Raw genomic sequence first — 16,638 nt, forward strand, 5'->3', positions numbered from 1 at the left:
ACCCGACAGGGGTTGCGTTCTTGTCGCGGCAGATGTCGTTTTCCGAATGAGGTTCAGGCCGTGGGCTTCCTAGGCTCTCCAGCCACATAGGTTTCCACCACGGAGCGATCATCGCCCAGTGTTTGCAGCAGGAAAAGCTCCTCGGCCAGTGTGTTGACCGTTCCCATGCGAAGGCGCATGGCAGGGGTTGCGCCAGCGTTCAGCACCACGATATCGGCATCCGTGCCTTCTTCAAGCGTTCCGATCCGATCTGCCAGCGAAAGCGCTTCCGCATTGCCACGCGTCATAAGGTAGAAGCTATCGAGCGGGTTGAGGCGCTCGCCCAGCAATTGCTGGATCTTGTAGGCCTCATCCAGCGTCTTGAACATGGAATAGCTGGAGCCGCCGCCGATATCGGTGGCAACGCCCACGCGGACCGGCTTTTCACGCCGGGTTATGGCTTTCAGCGGGAAGAGGCCGGAGCCGAGGAAAAGGTTGGATGTGGGGCAGTGAACTGCAACGGCACCCGTTTCGGAAAGCACATCCGCCTCGCGGTCAGACAGGTGGATGGCGTGGCCGAGCAGGGTCTTTGTGCCCAGAAGCCCATAGCGCGCATAGATATCGGTGTAATCCTTGGCTTCCGGGTAAAGCTCGCAGGTGAAGCGGATTTCCTCGTGGTTCTCCGAAAGATGCGTCTGGATATGCAGGTCTGGAAATTCCTGCGCCAGGGTTTGCGTTGCGCTCATCTGTTCCGGTGTGGAAGTGATGGCAAAGCGCGGCGTGATGGCGACGTGGTTTCGCCCCTTGCCATGCCATTGTTCGATGACCGCGCGCGTCTCATCATAGCCAAGCTGTGGCGTATCGAGCAGGCCCTGCGGGGCGTGGCGATCCATCATCACCTTGCCGCCGACCATCAGCATGTTCCGCTTCATGGCCTCGCCGAAGAATGCATCGGCAGAGGCCTTGTGAACGGAGCAGTAAGCGGCAACCGTCGTCGTGCCCTGCCGCAGGAACTCATCATAAAAGTGACCCGCGATGCGTTCCGCATGGGCCGTTTCCACAAAGCGGCATTCTTCCGGGAACGTATAGGTATTCAGCCATTCCAAGAGGTTGGCGGCGTAAGATGCAATCACCTGCATTTGCGGGAAATGCACATGGGTGTCGATAAGGCCCGGCAGGATGAGGTGCGGGCGATGATCGACTTCCGCGACGCCTTCCGGTGCAGCGGCCTTCACATCGGCGTAAGAGCCAGCCTTGGCAATGCGCCCATCCTGAACCAGAAGCCCGCCATCCTCTTCATAGAGATAGCTTGAGGTATCGGTGAGGCTTTCAGGCGCGCGATGGAAAGAGAGCAGCCGCCCGCGAAGGAGAAGAGAAGTCATTTATTGCATTGCTCCGGCGCCACGAACGGCGCTTTCATACCAGGCCGTCAGAAGCTTGCGCTCCTGCGGCGTGATCTCGGTGATGTTTCCAGGCGGCATGGCATGGCTGCGCCCGGCCTGTATGTAGATCTCATGGGCGTGACGTGCAATTTCTACATCGGTTTCAAATTTCACGCCTTTCGGCGCAAAGCTGATGCCATCCCAAACCGGTTCCGCCGCATGGCACATGGAACAGCGGCCTTGCACGATTTCCTTAGCCTGGCCGAAATGGGCATCCGCAACGAAGCGTTGTTGCGTGGGAGACAGTGCGGAAGCAGTTTCCGTCTCGCCCGTCAGCACCTTGGGCACGGTTGAAAGCCACATGATGAGAATGAAGATCAGCACCGTGACAAGCCATGTCCAGGTGGGTTTGCCTTTGCGGGCATGGGTGGTGTTGAACCAGTGACGGATGGTGACGCCCATCAGGAAAACCAGCGAAGCAATGACCCAGTTGAACTGGGTGCCGAAGGCCAGCGGATAGTGGTTCGACAGCATGAAGAAAATGACGGGCAGCGTCAGATAGTTGTTGTGTAGTGAGCGCTGCTTGGCGATGCGGCCATATTTCGGGTCCGGTGTGCGGCCTGCAATCAGATCGGCCACCACGATCTTCTGGTTTGGAATGATGATGAAGAACACGTTGGCGGACATGATCGTCGCGGTGAATGCGCCGAGATGCAGGAAGGCGGCGCGGCCGGTAAAAATCTGCGTATAGCCCCAGGCCATGGCAACCAGCACCACATAAAGCAGCGCCATCAGCCCCCAGGTGTTCTCCCCGATGGGTGATTTGCACAGCAGGTCGTAGATAATCCAGCCGATACAGAGTGAGGCGAGCGACAGGAGGATCGCCTGCCAGGCTGCCAGCGGCAGCACGCTGTGATCGATCAGGAAAAGGTCAGCCCCGCCGTAATAGACCACGCAGAGCATCAGGAAGCCGGAAAGCCATGTCATATAGCTTTCCCATTTGAACCATGTCAGGTGCTCCGGCATCTGGGCCGGTGCCACCAGATATTTCTGGATGTGGTAGAATCCGCCGCCATGAACCTGCCATTCCTCGCCATAGGCACCGACGGGCAGATGCGGGCGCTTCACGAGCCCGAGATCCAGCGCAATGAAATAAAAGGAGGAGCCGATCCAGGCAATGGCGGTAATCACGTGCAGCCAGCGCACGGCGAAGCTCAGCCATTCCCAGGCTATGGCGTATTCATACATATGCGGAATTCCCGATTCATTCCCCGACATCACAGTTTGCGAAAATTCGCGGATGAAGGAAAGCGGAAAGGGCCGGAAGAAACGGGCTTCGCTGAACTTTCCAGTGTTTCCTAAATAACCGGCTGATCGAACTCCGGCAGCGCCTCCCGCAGAAACTCGCGAAACGCTCTGATTTTAGCCGAATTTCGCCGGGCTTCGGGATAGACCAGCCAGTAATGCGAGCCATCTTCGCAGGTGAGATCGAAGGGCTGGATCAGGCGACCGAGCGCGACATCTTCCGCATAGAATTCTGGCCTCAGGATAGCAACACCTTGGCCCGCGATAGCCGCGGCAGCTTCAATGGCCTGGGCGCCCAGCCGGTTGCGGGGCTGATCCTGAAGCGAAACATCAGTATGACCCGCAGCGTTGAACCATATCATCCACCAAGGATCGCCCGCATCAATGATGCGCAGTTTCAGGAGATCGAGCGGGGAGTGAACACCGCCAATGCTTTCAGCAAGACGCGGGCTCAGCATGGGTGTGAAATGGTTGCGCATGAGGAAATGAACTTTCAATCCCGGCCAGTTGCCGCGACCGGAACGGATGGCAAGATCAGCTTCACTGCGGCTGAAATCGATCAGATCTTGCGAATGCTCCAGCCGCACTGCGAGGCCGGGATTTTTGACCTGAAAGCTGCCGAGATGCCGGGCCAGCCATTGGCTGGCAAAGGTGGAGCTGGAATTGATTGTCAACGTACCATCGGCGGCATTGCGCATGTCAGCCACGGCCTCTCGCAGCGTCTCAAATGCTTCAGAGACCTTGGGGGCGAGCCTTGATCCCGCATCGGTGAGCGCAATCTTGCGCGGGCGGCGCAGGAAGAGTTGTTCGCCAATCGTATCTTCCAGCAGTTTCACCTGATAGCTCACAGCCGTCTGGGTCAGGCCCAGTTCCTCGCCTGCTTTAGTGAAACTTCCATGCCTCGCTACTGCCTCAAACACGCGCAGCGCATTGAGCGGGAACTGTCGGGACATTTTCATGGATCAGTTCTCTTTATGCATGTAGCGTATAATTCGATTGGATTGTGCGGGCTATCAGTAGCACGATCATCCTCACAAACACAGATAAACGAGCCCAAAAATGTCCAGTTTTCAATTGAACTGGCGGATAAACCTGATCCGCCTGCCGCGCCGTCTTGCGTCTATTTTTTCTGTCAACCGTGCTAAAGCTGCGGCACCAGTCATCAACCAGCTTGATCCAGAAGGCATGAGCAAGCGCGATTTAAGCGATATCGGCATGATCGAAGGCCGTTACGAGCGCGCAAAGCCACGGCAGGAAACCGCTTTGGATGCGGCACGCAAAACCTTCATGGGGCGTGGGCTGTGAGGTTTGCGTAAGTGATCAGTAGCTCTGCGGCCACCAGAGCGGCAATCACTGCGGGGCGCTTATCTCGCACGGTGTTGCCACCAACCGGCAGCACAAGCCGTTCATCCGAAATTTGGCCGGATGTTTCCCGCGCCAGCCAGTTCTTGAACGTAGCGCGCTTCGTTTGCGAACCTATCATGCCGATATAGGCAAGATCATTGCGGGCAAGCGCTTCCTTCGCAATCAGGAAATCGAGCGCGTGATCGTGGGTGAGGATGAGAACAGCGCTCGTTCGTGGCAGGCCTTTCACCAGCGCTTCGGGCATGGCGATGTGCTTTGTCTCCACGCCGCTTGGCAGGCCTTCCAATTCCTCTCGCCGCGTTTCCACCACGGTGACGTGAAAGGGCAGGGGCAGAAGTGCTGCTGCCAAAGCTTTGCCCACATGGCCGGCACCAAACAGGGTGACTCTGGGAAGGGTGGCGGACTCAGCGGCAAGCCGTGACTCCAAGTCAGCGGCCACCTCCTGCGTCACTTGCTGGAAGGTGAGGATTGTTCGGCCACCGCAGCATTGGCCTATTTCCGGTCCGAGAGCCACATCCATTTGCGTCTGCCCGCTTCCCTTCAGCAGCGCTCGCGCATTGTCTATCGCCATGAATTCCAGCGCGCCGCCGCCGATGGTACCGAAGCATTCCGCTTCGGAAACCAACATGAACGCCCCCGCCTCACGCGGCGTCGAGCCTTTCACGCTCGCGACGGTGACGAGGATGGCGGCGGGGTTGCGGGTGAGGAAGGCGGTAATCAACCCTCACATCGCCTTCAGGCGCTCCACGGCCATCAGCACGCGTTCAGGCGTTGCGGGTGCATCAAGGCGTGGGCAGACGGTGTAATCGGCAATGGACGCAACAGCCATGGAGAGCGCTTCGAACACCGAGATGCCGAGCATGAATGGAGGCTCGCCAACAGCTTTGGAGCGGCCAATGGTTGCTTCCCGGTTCTCAGACCATTCCGCCAGTTTCACGTTGAAGATCTTTGGCCGGTCGGAGGCCAGCGGGATTTTGTAGGTGGAGGGAGCGTGCGTGCGAAGACGCCCCTTGGCATCCCACCACAATTCTTCGGTGGTGAGCCAGCCCATGCCCTGCACGAAGGCACCTTCCACCTGGCCGATATCGATGGCCGGATTCAAAGATTTGCCGACATCGTGCAGAATATCTGTGCGGTCCACCAGATATTCACCCGTCAGCGTATCGATGGAGACTTCAGAGCAAGCGGCACCATAAGCGAAATAAAAGAATGGCCTGCCTTTGCCTGCGGCACGATCCCAGTGAATCTTCGGCGTTTTGTAGAAGCCGGTGGCGGAAAGCTGCACACGGTCGTAATAGGCGGCGCGAACCAGCGTCTCAAAAGGTACAATATCCTCGCCCACCCGCACACGGTTGGGCAGGAACTCCACCTGATCTTTCTCCACCTTCCACTGGCGACAGGCAAAATCGATCAGCCGCTCCTTCAATTGGCGAGCCGCATCGAGCGCCGCCATACCGTTCAGATCGGAACCGGAAGAGGCCGCCGTGGCGGATGTATTCGGCACCTTGCCTGTGGTCGTGGCGGTAATCTTCACCCGCTCGATATCCACGTTGAAGGCATCGGCCACCACCTGCGCCACCTTGGTATAAAGGCCCTGGCCCATTTCCGTGCCGCCGTGGTTCAGATGGATCGAACCATCCTGATAGATATGCACGAGCGCGCCAGCCTGATTATAGGCAGTCATGGTGAAAGAGATGCCGAACTTCACCGGGGTCAGGGCGATGCCCTTGCGAATGACAGGGCTGTTCTCGTTAAACTCGACGATGGCCTGACGGCGCGCGCGGTAGTCACTGGAGGTTTCAAGCTCTTCCACCAGCTTGAGGATGATATTATCCTCAACCTCCTGATGATAGGGCGTCAGCGTGCGGCCGGAACCTTGCTGTCCGTAGAAATTCAGCTTGCGGACATCCAGTGGGTCCTTGCCCACGGCATAGGCGATCTCTTCTATGAAGCGTTCCGCGCCGAGCATCCCCTGTGGGCCGCCAAATCCGCGAAAGGCCGTGTTGGAGCAGGTGTGCGTTTTCAGCGGCTTCGAGGTCAAATGCACATGCGGATAGAAATAGCTGGAATCGGCATGGAAGAGGGCGCGATCCGTCACAGGGCCGGATAGATCTGCCGAGAAGCCGCAACGGGCGGCATAGGTGGCATCCACCGCATGGATGCGGCCTTCCTCGTCGAAGGCGAGGTCGTAATCGACGCGGAAGTCATGCCGCTTGCCCGTCACCATCATGTCTTCGTCGCGGTCCGGGCGGAATTTGACGGCGCGGTTCAGCTTCTTGGCGGCCACGGCAGCCAGGCAGGCGAAGTGGTTGCCCTGCGTTTCCTTGCCGCCAAAACCGCCGCCCATGCGCCGCGTGTTGATGGTCACCGCATGGTTTGCGCAGCCCAGAACATGGGCCACCATGTGCTGCACTTCGCTGGGATGCTGGGTAGAGGACCAGACGGTGATATCCTCATCCTCGCCGGGGATGGCGAGGGCAATCTGTCCTTCCAGATAGAAGTGCTCCTGCCCGCCGATATACATGTGGGCCTGGATGCGCAGCGGGGAATTTTCGATTTCCGTTTCCGGTTCCCCGCGCTTCAGCACCATGGGCTTCACCACCAGGGGTGAGCCGTTTTCCAGTGCGCCATCAATATCCGTCCAATGGGGCAGATCGCGATATTCTATCTTTGCCAGACGGGCAGCCCGCCGCGCCTGATCGCGCGTTTCGCCGATAACGACGAAAATCGGCTGGCCGTGGAACTCGACCTTCTCCGTCGCCAGCAGCGGCTCGTCGTGCTGGCCGGTGGAGCCGACATCATTAAGGCCCGGAATGTCGGCGGCTGTAATCACATCCACCACGCCCGGTGCTGCTTTCACAGCGCTCAGATCGATGGAGAGGATGTCCGCATGAGCACGATCTGCCATGCCAAGCGCTGCGTGCAGGGTGCCTGCGGGCTCCGGCATGTCATCAATATATTCGGCGGTGCCGGTGACATGCTTGTGGGCTGAATCGTGGCGAAGCGACACATGCATCGGGCCGTTGATCGTGTCCTTGGCTTCGAAGGTGGTGTTGTCCATGGCTTAAGCCTCCTCCGGCTCAAAGCGGGCAAGCTCTTGCGGCTGTCCGGCGGTTTCCAGGAAGAACCGTGTCAGCAGATTCTTGGCGGTAATTGAACGATACTCGGCTGTCGCCCGCCAGTCGGTCAGCGGTGTGTAATCTTCATCGAAGAGATCGCGAACGGAGGCGACCGTATTCCAACTCCAGGGCCGTCCGATCAGGGCTTGCTCGACCGTGCTTGCACGTTTTGGCGTAGCCGCCATGCCGCCAAAGGCGATGCGACAGGTTTCCACGCAGCCTTCTGCATCGATGGTCAGATAGAAAGCGCCACAGAGGGCTGAGATATCCTCATCCCGGCGTTTGGAGATCTTGTAGACGGCGTAGAAAGCTTCCTCATCCCCATGCGGAATCGTGATCTTCTCGACGAATTCGCCGGGTTGACGGTCCTGCTTGCCGTAGTCGATGAAATAGTGCTCCAGCGGCAGCGTCCGACTGCCGGATGCAGAGCGCAATGTCAGGTCAGCACCAAGTGCGATGAGGGCAGGCGGAGTATCGCCAATCGGTGAGCCATTGGCGATGTTGCCGCCAATCGTGCCCATATTGCGCACCTGCTGGCCTCCCAGCCGGTCGAACAGGCGACCCATGGCCGGATAACGCGCTTCCAGCACCTCAAAGCCTTGCGAATAGGTCACGCCCGCGCCAATCACGATGGCAGTTTCGTCTTCGGTGATTGTTTGCAGATCAGTTAGGTGGTTGATGAAAATCACGCCGCTGATAGGCCGCATCTGCTTGGTAACCCAAAGGCCAACGTCGGTTGAGCCAGCGACGATGATGGCGGATGGATTGGCTGCAAGCACATCCGCCAGCGCATCCAGCGTTCCGGGAATGATTGAGCGTGCTCCATCTTTTTCGATCTCGATGGTGTCGGATGAGGCGCGGATGGTCCACAGCTTTGCCATCACCTCGGCCCGGTCGCGCTCAATCGGATCGAAGAGGGCACTCGGGCGCTGTTCCGCCACCTGTTCTGCCGCTTTTACGATGGGTTCGTAGCCTGTGCAGCGACAGAGATTGCCTTGCAATGCCGTCTCGATTTCAGCGCGAGTGGGCTTTTCGCTTGCCATCCAGAGACCGTAAAGCGACATGACGAAGCCGGGTGTGCAGAAGCCGCACTGCGAACCGTGACAGTCCACCATTGCCTGCTGCACCGGATGCAGCTTGCCATCCTTGGCCGCCAAATGCTCCACTGTCACCACATGGGTGCCATGCAGGGAACCGAGGAAGCGAATGCAGGCGTTGACGCTTTCATAGCGAAGCGCCCCGCCAATCAGCCGCCCCACCAGCACGGTGCAGGCGCCGCAATCGCCCTCGGCACAGCCTTCCTTGGTGCCCGTCAGCCGCCGCCTCAACCTCAGATAATCCAGCAGGGTTTCCGTTGGAGTGAAATCCCCCAGCGAAACCTCCTCGCCGTTGAGAATGAAGCGGATGGCAGACGTCATGCGTGCATGTTCCCTATGGTCTTATTGAGCGGTCCAGCCGCCATCGATGGAAATATGGGTGCCGGTGATCTGTCGTGCTGCGTCGCTGGCGAGGAAGATCGCCGTTTGGGCGACTTCATCGATGGAGACGAAGTCCTTCGTCGCCTGCAAACGGAGCATGACGTCCGTCTTGACCGCCTCTTCCGAGATACCACGTTCGCGGGCCGTATCGGGGATTTGCTTTTCCACGAGCGGCGTCAGCACGTAGCCGGGGCAGATGGCGTTCACTGTTATGCCGAATTCGGCCAATTCCAGTGCGGCGGTTTTGGTTAAACCCAAAACGCCGTGCTTGGCTGCCACATAAGCAGATTTGAATGGGGATGCAACTAGTCCATGAGCAGAGGCTACATTGATGATGCGGCCCTTGCCCGCCTTCTTCATCAGCGGAATGGTGTGGCGCATGGTGTGGAAGGCTGAGGAAAGCAGAATGGCGATCAGCTGATCCCATTTTTCCGGCGGGAATTCCTCGATCTTCGCAACATGCTGGATGCCGGCATTGTTGACCAGAACATCCACCGTGCCGAAAGTTTTTTCTGCCGTGCGAATGAGATCTTCAATCTCATCTGGCTTGGTCATGTCAGCGGCGTGGTAAAGCGCGGTTACCCCCGACAGCTTTTCAAGCTCAGCGCGCGCCGCCTCTATCTCGTCTGCCTTGCCGAAGCCGTTGATCACCACGTTCGCGCCGTCGGCTGCGAAGGCACGGGCTATTCCAAGCCCGATGCCACTGGTAGATCCTGTTACGACGACGCTTCTGGCCATGCCTGTACTCCCTTTTCACGCCTCTATTGCAGTGCATGAAAAGGAAGGTATGCCCAAAGCAGGGTGGCTGGCAATCGCTAGTATAAATCGCCTTTTAGCGGCATTTGCCCACTGCACTCAGCGCCGCAGATATGCCTTTGAGTGAGTAGGTGTAGCTGGTGTTGGTTCCACGGGCGGAGGTTGCCTTGACGGTCATGTCGCTGCCGCCGCGCATGGCAGCCACCAGGGCGGGTTCACGCGCCGGATCACGCACCCAGGCGGCATTTTCCTTCGGAACCAGCGTGAAGCTGTCATTGCCAATGCTGACTGTGATATTTGAACCGGCCTTGACGCTATAGCCCATGATGGCCTGCGGCATCATGTTGGATTTGCCAGCTTGGGGAGCAACCAGGAAGAAGTTGTCGCCATGGCTGACCCCTGCCGGCATTTGCTTTACCGGAACCGAGAGAACATAGCAGCTTTTGCCACTACCGCTGCCATAAGAATACACCCCCCATGCATCGAACTGCTGTACCCGGCTTGGCTGGTTGGCCATGGCTGCGGTGGACAGCAAGGCGATGGAAATGGCTAGGGCGCATGTCTTTTTGGACATCGAACTCTCCTGGAAATGCAATTTGGAAAACAGCCCGAACGCGAGAAACGGTGCGGGCGCGACAGCGTGTGATTGAACGGCCCGAGAGTTAGCGAATGGTTAATGGTGGGATCAACCCTTGATCGTTCTGGCTCACAAAGGGTTGATGAGACGTGCTCATATTCCAGAGGGTGGCAGGCGAGGGAGGGGCGTGATCCGCTTCATGGAGCACTTTAACGCCTTGCCAAACTGATTCCGGAAGGCCGACTAAGGCATTGGCAAAAGATTCGATTTGCCTCAGGCCATCGAAAATCTTGGCGATGTCATTCCAGACTTTCGACTTTGCATTGTAGTTCAGCACCTCTATCTGAGGTGTAACAGAACATGACGGATGGAAGACCATGGAACTCGGGCTTTATACCTTTGCGGATGTCGATCCCGCCATTGCCAGCGGTCAACGCGGGCAGGATGCAGCAGTGCGGTTGAAGCACCTGTTGGAAGAAATCGAACTCGCCGATCAGGTCGGGCTGGATGTCTTCGGCCTTGGTGAACATCACCGGCCAGATTACGCCGTTTCCTCTCCGTCCACGGTGCTTGCCGCGGCGGCGGTGAAGACCAAGAATATTCGTCTGACGAGCGCTGTTTCGGTGTTGAGTTCTGATGATCCGATCCGGGTGTTCCAGCAGTTTTCCACGGTTGATCTTCTTTCCGGCGGGCGTGCGGAAATCATGGCGGGGCGCGGTTCGTTCATCGAATCCTACCCGCTGTTTGGCTATGACTTGAACGATTACGATCGCCTGTTTTCGGAAAAGCTCGATCTGCTTTTGACGCTTCGCGATAATGAGATCGTCAACTGGGAAGGCGAGTTGCGTGCACCCATCCAGAGCCGTGGCGTGTATCCGCGCCCGCTTCAGGAACGGCTGCCGGTATGGATCGCTGTTGGCGGCACTCCGCAAAGCGTCGCTCGCGCCGGTGCCATGGGCCTGCCACTGGCTGTTGCCATCATCGGTGGGGAATATGCCCGTTTCGCGCCCTTCTTCGAGCTTTATCGGGAGGCTGCACGCCGTTCCGGACAGGACCCGGCAAAACTGAAAACCAGCATCAATGTTCATGGCTTCATTGCCGATACGACCGATATTGCTGCCGATCAGTTCTATGGTCCGCAAGCATCCGTCATGGATCGCCTGGGCCGTGAACGCGGCTGGCCGCCAACAAACCGTGCGCAATATGATCGTGCCCGTTCGGCTGCCGGAAACCTCTTCGTTGGCGATCCGGAGTCGGTGGCGGAAAAGATCGTTGCTGCCCACAAAGTTTTCGGTAATGACCGCTTCCTGCTGCAAATGGCGATCGGTCTGATGCCACATGAGCAGATCATGCGGGGCATTGAATTGTTTGGCACAAAGGTTGCGCCTCTGGTGCGCAAAGCCTTGACGCCAGCGGCAGATGGGGCGAAACCCGCCGCTTGAGATAAGGGCGGATGAGAGAATGATCGTTTCCAGCGAAGATGAATTGGACAAGTTGAAGGCCGTGGGGCGCATTTGCGCCCGCGCGGTGGAGACCATGGCCAAGGCGCTGGAACCGGGCATCACCACGGCGGAACTCGACGCGATTGGGCGAAAAGTTCTGGAGGATGCGGATGCGCAATCCGCGCCGGAATTTTGCTACCAGTTTCCGGGCGCAACGTGCATCAGTGTTAATGAAGAGGTGGCGCACGGCATTCCGGGCCCGCGCGTCATTCAGGCCGGTGATCTGGTGAACATCGACGTTTCCGCCGTCAAGGACGGTTTTTTCGGTGATACCGGATCATCCTTCGCGGTGCCGCCGGTAAAGCGGGAAATCGAAAAACTGGTTCGCGATGGACGCCGCGCCTTGTGGACCGGCCTGCAACAGGTAAAAACCGGCAAGCCCATGGCCGATATCGGCAATTCCATCGGGGCCTTTGCCAAGAAGAACCGCTATACGCTGATTACCAATCTCGCGAGCCACGGCGTTGGCCGCTCGCTGCATGAGGAGCCGGGTGAACTGCCAACCTGGCCGGACCCGGATGAGACGCGCGTAATGGAGGAAGGGCTGGTTTTTACTGTAGAACCGTTCCTCTCCCTCGGGGCGACATGGGCGGAAGATGCAGGCAATGGCGACCCCTGGACGCTCTATGGCGATCCGCGTGCGCCGACGGTTCAGTTTGAGCACACCATTGTTGTGACACGAAATGGCCCGCTAATTTTGACCTTGTCGGAGTGACAGGCCGAAACATCACACAGATGCATGGCTTCCATACTCAATGCTGATTTGAAGCTTGATGAATTGGCTGCCATACAGGGCCATGTTTCAGCGAACGCAAATATCCAGTCCAGTAACCATCGCCTTTGCTGGTGCTCTGGCCATGGCCGCAGCCATGGGCTTTGGACGGTTTTTCTATACGCCTGTCTTGCCGGGGATGATGGCTGGTATTCCGCTTTCTGCTTCGCAAGCAGGCTTTATCGCAGCGGGTAATTTTGCGGGCTACCTGGCAGGAGCATTGCTGGCCTCGCAAGGCTGGGCGAGTGGTCGTGAGCGGATGCTGGCATTGAGTGGATTGGCATCGACTTCCCTTCTGCTGGCGGGCATGGCAGCAGTCAGCACTCTGCCTCTTTTCATCCTCATCCGTTTTCTGTCAGGGCTTGCCAGCGCCTTTGCCATGATCTTCACCTCATCTATCGTCCTGCCCTATGGGCATGGCCGACCCGCCGTGCAGGCTCTGCATTTCGGTGGTGTGGGAGCGGGCATTGCGCTCTCTTCGCTTCTGGCATTTACGATAAACCTGCTGGCCGGGGATGCTGCCCATGGTTGGCGTTGGAACTGGATCGCCGCCGCCATTCTGGTGGCATCGACCTTGCTGGTTATTGTGGTTTTGCTGCCTCGCCCATCAGCGGGACAAGCCGTAGCGCATGAGCCACCCGTGAGATGGACAAAGCCGCTCATTCTTTTAACGGCGTCCTACGGTCTTTTCGGCTTTGGTTATGTCGTCACGGCCACTTTCCTCGTTGCCATTGCACGGAATGCTGCAGCAGGAGCAGTCGTAGAGGCGAGTGCCTGGCTGGTTACCGGCATTGCGGCAGCCTTTTCCCTTTTCCTCTGGCAGCCTTTTGCGCGCAAGCTAGGCTTGGTGAAATGCTATCTGATCTGCCTCATCCTTGAAGCTGTGGGCGTTTTGGGGTCGGTTCTGCTGCCTGCTATTGCTGGCACGCTGATCGGTGGACTTCTTCTCGGTCTCACCTTCATGACGGTGACGGCCTATGGCCTGCAAATTGCCCGCAGCCTTGCGCATGAAAGCCCGCGCCGCGCGCTGGCGCTGATGACCGCTGCATTCGGAACCGGGCAGATCATCGGGCCTCTGGTGGCGGGCTGGGCAACCGAATGGTCTGGAAGCTTCAAGCTTGCCTCTCTCCTTGCCGCAATGGTTCTCTTTGTTTCTTTTTGCCTTGCTTTACCGGTGCTCAAGCACAAACAACCCTGAGGCGTAAGAGTTCAATGTCTATCTTAACTCTGCGTAAGGTGTTGCCTTCGGCATTGCCGCGACAGGAGGACTGGCATAGTTTCTGCCGAATCGCATCAACGCTGATGTCTGTGCAACATCACAAGGAAACTCGCCTCCGTGTTTCACTCATTCTTTCCTCGTCCCAAATTCTTCTTCATTTCCGCGATCGTCTGGTCTCTGATCTGCGTTCTTGGCTGGTATTTTGCGGTAGAGCGGCTGGGCATAAGCCTTGGCTTTACCGTCCCGGAAGGGACACCGGAGCCTTTTGACCTTAGCTATTTCGTCTTCCCGCCGAATGTTTGGTTTTATGCTTACTTCGCCGTCTGCCTTCTGGCTTTTGGCGGCACATGGACGGTGATTGCGAAAGATCATCCGTGGAAGCTGTGGTCGATCTGGGGCAGCTTGCTGATTATCGCCGTCACCTATTTTGGTGTTCAGGTCACGGTGGTCATCAACAACTTCCGCCGTCCCTTTGGTGATTTGCTGCAAAACGCGCTGTCACAAAAGCCCGGCATCGATGTCTGGGATTTTTACGATCTCCAGATCGTATTTGCGAAGATCGCCTTTCTCTCCATGGGCGTGTCGATCCTCACGGACTTCTTTACCAGCCACTATATCTTCCGCTGGCGCACGGCGATGAACAACTTCTACATGTCGCATTGGGAAAAGCTGCGCCACATCGAAGGCGCTTCCCAGCGTGTCCAGGAAGATACGATGCGTCTTTCAGCAACGCTGGAAGGCCTGGGCATTACGCTCATCAACTCCGTGATGACGCTGATCGTTTTCCTGCCGATCCTTTACAGCCTGTCCAGTTACGTTTCCGAACTGCCGATCATTGGTGAACTGCCGCACGCGCTAATGTGGCTTGCCATCATCTGGCCGCTGTTTGGCACGGTGCTTCTTGCCGTGGCCGGGATCAAGCTTCCAGGCCTCAACTTCCGCAACCAGCGTGTTGAAGCCGCCTATCGTAAGGAACTCGTTTACGGTGAGGATAATCCGGAACGGGCGCAGCCGCCAACCGTGAAGGAACTGTTCGGCAATGTGCGGAAAAACTATTTCCGCCTTTATTGGCATTACCTCTATTTCAACGTTTTCCGCTATTTCTACATTCAGGCGGATGGTATCTTCCTGCTGACCATGCTGGTGCCGACCATCGTGGCGGGCAAGATCACCTATGGTATCTACCAGCAGATCGCGACCGCGTTTGGCCAGGTTTCAAACTCGTTCCAGTATCTGGTCAATTCCTGGACCACGATCATCGAACTGCTTTCCATCCACAAGCGTCTGAAAGCCTTTGAGGCAGCTATCGATGGTGAACCGCTACCCGATATCGATCAGCGCTATCTGGCTCGGGAAGAGAGAGATGGGGAGATCGGGGCTGACAAGCCTTACTGATCCATCGCATTTCAGAGTTTGGAGGCCGCGCCTTGTGCGCGGCCTTTTCAGATCAGAGGGTGGAAGGGGTACCCTTGCCGCGCTCTGCTAGCTGGCGGATGGCCTCGCCGTAGGTAACGCAGGCCACATCTGGTTTGTTACAGACATCGCTTGCCAACCGATCCAAAGCCCGCCAATAGGCGCCGCCGTTCATTTCCACAAAGTGGAAACCGAGTTGCAGCGGAATACGCTCGCCGGAATATTGCCTGTCAAATGCAGCACGGAAGGCGGTGTAAGCGCGTTCTTCAAACTCTGCCGAGCGAGATGGATTTTCCACGCCCGCCGAATGCCGGATAAACAGATTATAGTCCATGGCGATGATATTGCGCCGCTCCGGTCCCTCGGGGATCAACGGCAGGCCGAACATCAGCACCTTGTTCTGTTTTTCCGGTAGCATCGGGCCTTTGCTCACGCCGCTGCCATCATAGGTGAAGCCTTCCGCATGTTCGGCTTCTTCCAAGGCGTCGCTGGTGGAAAGATAGGGCGCGCGAAAGCCTTTGATGTCGCTCTTCACAAAATCACGCCAGCCGGAGGGCTCTTTTTCCGGCGCACCAAGATCAGCCCAGGCCGAGGACAGTATGGAGCGGAAGCTGCGCATTTCCTGCTGCCAATCGGCCTTTGTCCATTCCCGCCCATCGAAATGGCCGCAGGTGTGGCTGGCAATTTCATGGCCTTCCTGTTTCGCCTGCCAGACGTGATCAAGACGGGTCAATGCCTCATCTTTCGTTTGTGCAAACCCTATATTGGATTTGCCGGGCTTCTGGCCGGGGCCTTGATAGGTTCTGGCGCGGGCGCGATCAATCACCAGCGTGCAGGACAGAAAATAAGTGAAATGCGCATTGGTTCTCTTGGCCAGAGCACGGCTCCGCTCCCACAGCGGGTTGCTGCCAGCCCCATCGAACGAAATCATCACCAATTGCTTCGGCTGTTCCTCAGCCACGCCAAGGCTGGAGGAAAGGAGGAGGGCGGCGATGGTGCTCAAGATAAAGCGCAAAAGAACTACCTGTATGTGGATTCGCGGACGCACCTTTTCTCGGGCGAATAAGGCAAAGTCGCGGTCAGTGCGGGAATGACGCTTCCTATCGTGAATTGATTGAGGAGTGGTTGCACGATTGAACTGACAAATGGTATCGCGTTAAAGGTGATTCCTGAATTTTCGTCATCCATTAGTTGAGTTTAATAATTGTGGCGCTAAAATTTCACCCTAAACTGGGTGCCGTTGTCATTTGCGATTACACAACAGGCTTCAGGGTTCCTGAGATGGTTAAGGAGCACTTGGCCGTTATCGTTTCTGACAGGCTGCCCCATCGCGATGGGCTCTGCACTGTCGTTCCGCTCAGTCAAACGCCACCTGACAACCGGATTGCATATCAATGCAAAGTCGAATTGCCGGTTGATCCGCCGCCACCTTACTCGGGGCGTTTCAAGTGGGCGAAGGCGGATATGTTGGCAACTGTGGGCCTTGCCAGGCTGAGTTTGCCCTATACGCGTCGAGACCCCGTGACTGGCAAACGGAAGTATTTGGAGATCATTCTTGCGGATGAAGAATTGAAGAAAATTGTTTTCGCTATGCGGGATGCTCTGGGTCTGGTGGATTGACGCAATTGCGTCAATCGTGCATAAAACTTTCGTCTGCGTTGCTGATTCATTCAGTGAACGCCTCAAGTCCACCTTCGGGTGGCGGATTATCCGGCGATAACAAGCAGAGATAATTGTCACCCCGTCTTCCGAGGCGGGGTTTATTTTTATG

General features: G+C 57.2%; 16 protein-coding genes. 6 read left to right on the top strand and 10 right to left on the bottom strand.

Features of this window, described 5'->3' with window-relative positions; genetic code table 11:
• Nucleotides 1-53 precede the first annotated feature (53 nt).
• The 3 genes from guaD to AC0JZ1_RS05950 all read right to left on the bottom strand — a co-directional run bounded on the left by guaD (nt 54) and on the right by AC0JZ1_RS05950 (nt 3,625).
• Complete coding sequence (gene guaD, locus AC0JZ1_RS05940) at nt 54-1,361, bottom strand: guanine deaminase (RefSeq protein ID WP_471881494.1); 1,308 nt, start codon at nt 1,359-1,361, stop codon at nt 54-56.
• On the bottom strand, nt 1,362-2,609 hold the full coding sequence (gene puuD / locus AC0JZ1_RS05945) for a urate hydroxylase PuuD (RefSeq protein ID WP_471881495.1): 1,248 nt from the start codon (nt 2,607-2,609) through the stop codon (nt 1,362-1,364).
• 110 nt (nt 2,610-2,719) lie between these two features.
• A complete protein-coding gene (locus AC0JZ1_RS05950) occupies nt 2,720-3,625 on the bottom strand; it encodes a LysR substrate-binding domain-containing protein (protein ID WP_471881496.1) in 906 nt (301 codons plus the stop codon).
• 100 nt (nt 3,626-3,725) lie between these two features.
• Here AC0JZ1_RS05950 and AC0JZ1_RS05955 point away from each other — a divergent pair, with 100 nt between their 5' ends.
• Nucleotides 3,726-3,971 carry a hypothetical protein gene (locus AC0JZ1_RS05955; protein WP_471881497.1) on the top strand — a complete coding sequence of 82 codons (246 nt, stop codon included), beginning with the start codon at nt 3,726-3,728 and terminating at the stop codon, nt 3,969-3,971.
• On the opposite strand, the gene xdhC is transcribed toward AC0JZ1_RS05955, so the two are convergent.
• The 6 genes from xdhC to AC0JZ1_RS05985 form a co-directional block, all read right to left on the bottom strand.
• Nucleotides 3,952-4,752: a xanthine dehydrogenase accessory protein XdhC gene (gene xdhC / locus AC0JZ1_RS05960; RefSeq protein ID WP_471881498.1), complete on the bottom strand. Its 801-nt coding sequence runs from the start codon at nt 4,750-4,752 to the stop codon at nt 3,952-3,954. The two genes, AC0JZ1_RS05955 and xdhC, sit on opposite strands and share 20 nt — an antisense overlap.
• A gap of 3 nt (nt 4,753-4,755) precedes the next feature.
• Complete coding sequence (gene xdhB, locus AC0JZ1_RS05965; protein ID WP_471881499.1) at nt 4,756-7,092, bottom strand: xanthine dehydrogenase molybdopterin binding subunit; 2,337 nt, start codon at nt 7,090-7,092, stop codon at nt 4,756-4,758.
• 3 nt (nt 7,093-7,095) lie between these two features.
• Nucleotides 7,096-8,568, bottom strand: coding sequence for a xanthine dehydrogenase small subunit (gene xdhA, locus AC0JZ1_RS05970; RefSeq protein ID WP_471881500.1), 1,473 nt, complete (start codon nt 8,566-8,568; stop codon nt 7,096-7,098).
• 21 nt (nt 8,569-8,589) lie between these two features.
• Complete coding sequence (locus AC0JZ1_RS05975) at nt 8,590-9,366, bottom strand: 3-hydroxybutyrate dehydrogenase (RefSeq protein ID WP_471881501.1); 777 nt, start codon at nt 9,364-9,366, stop codon at nt 8,590-8,592.
• Between the two features lie 94 nt (nt 9,367-9,460).
• On the bottom strand, nt 9,461-9,958 hold the full coding sequence (locus tag AC0JZ1_RS05980) for an invasion associated locus B family protein (RefSeq protein WP_471881502.1): 498 nt from the start codon (nt 9,956-9,958) through the stop codon (nt 9,461-9,463).
• A gap of 88 nt (nt 9,959-10,046) precedes the next feature.
• A complete protein-coding gene (locus tag AC0JZ1_RS05985; RefSeq protein WP_471881503.1) occupies nt 10,047-10,298 on the bottom strand; it encodes a hypothetical protein in 252 nt (83 codons plus the stop codon).
• Nucleotides 10,299-10,338: 40 nt separating this feature from the next.
• On the opposite strand from AC0JZ1_RS05985, the gene AC0JZ1_RS05990 reads away from it, so the two are divergent.
• From AC0JZ1_RS05990 to sbmA, 4 genes are all read left to right on the top strand, one after another.
• Complete coding sequence (locus tag AC0JZ1_RS05990) at nt 10,339-11,403, top strand: LLM class flavin-dependent oxidoreductase (RefSeq protein ID WP_471881504.1); 1,065 nt, start codon at nt 10,339-10,341, stop codon at nt 11,401-11,403.
• Nucleotides 11,404-11,422: 19 nt separating this feature from the next.
• Nucleotides 11,423-12,178, top strand: a complete 756-nt coding sequence (gene map / locus AC0JZ1_RS05995; protein ID WP_471881505.1) for a type I methionyl aminopeptidase — start codon at nt 11,423-11,425, stop codon at nt 12,176-12,178.
• Between the two features lie 142 nt (nt 12,179-12,320).
• Nucleotides 12,321-13,433, top strand: coding sequence for a YbfB/YjiJ family MFS transporter (locus tag AC0JZ1_RS06000; protein WP_471881506.1), 1,113 nt, complete (start codon nt 12,321-12,323; stop codon nt 13,431-13,433).
• Nucleotides 13,434-13,571: 138 nt separating this feature from the next.
• Complete coding sequence (gene sbmA / locus AC0JZ1_RS06005) at nt 13,572-14,849, top strand: peptide antibiotic transporter SbmA (RefSeq protein ID WP_471881507.1); 1,278 nt, start codon at nt 13,572-13,574, stop codon at nt 14,847-14,849.
• Nucleotides 14,850-14,901: 52 nt separating this feature from the next.
• Here sbmA and AC0JZ1_RS06010 read toward each other — a convergent pair whose 3' ends face one another.
• Nucleotides 14,902-15,870 carry a polysaccharide deacetylase family protein gene (locus AC0JZ1_RS06010; RefSeq protein WP_471881508.1) on the bottom strand — a complete coding sequence of 323 codons (969 nt, stop codon included), beginning with the start codon at nt 15,868-15,870 and terminating at the stop codon, nt 14,902-14,904.
• 203 nt (nt 15,871-16,073) lie between these two features.
• Between AC0JZ1_RS06010 and AC0JZ1_RS06015 the strand changes: the two genes are divergently transcribed.
• Complete coding sequence (locus AC0JZ1_RS06015) at nt 16,074-16,487, top strand: type II toxin-antitoxin system PemK/MazF family toxin (RefSeq protein ID WP_471881509.1); 414 nt, start codon at nt 16,074-16,076, stop codon at nt 16,485-16,487.
• Nucleotides 16,488-16,638: the final 151 nt, after the last annotated feature.

This window comes from Affinirhizobium capsici (assembly GCF_977018625.1).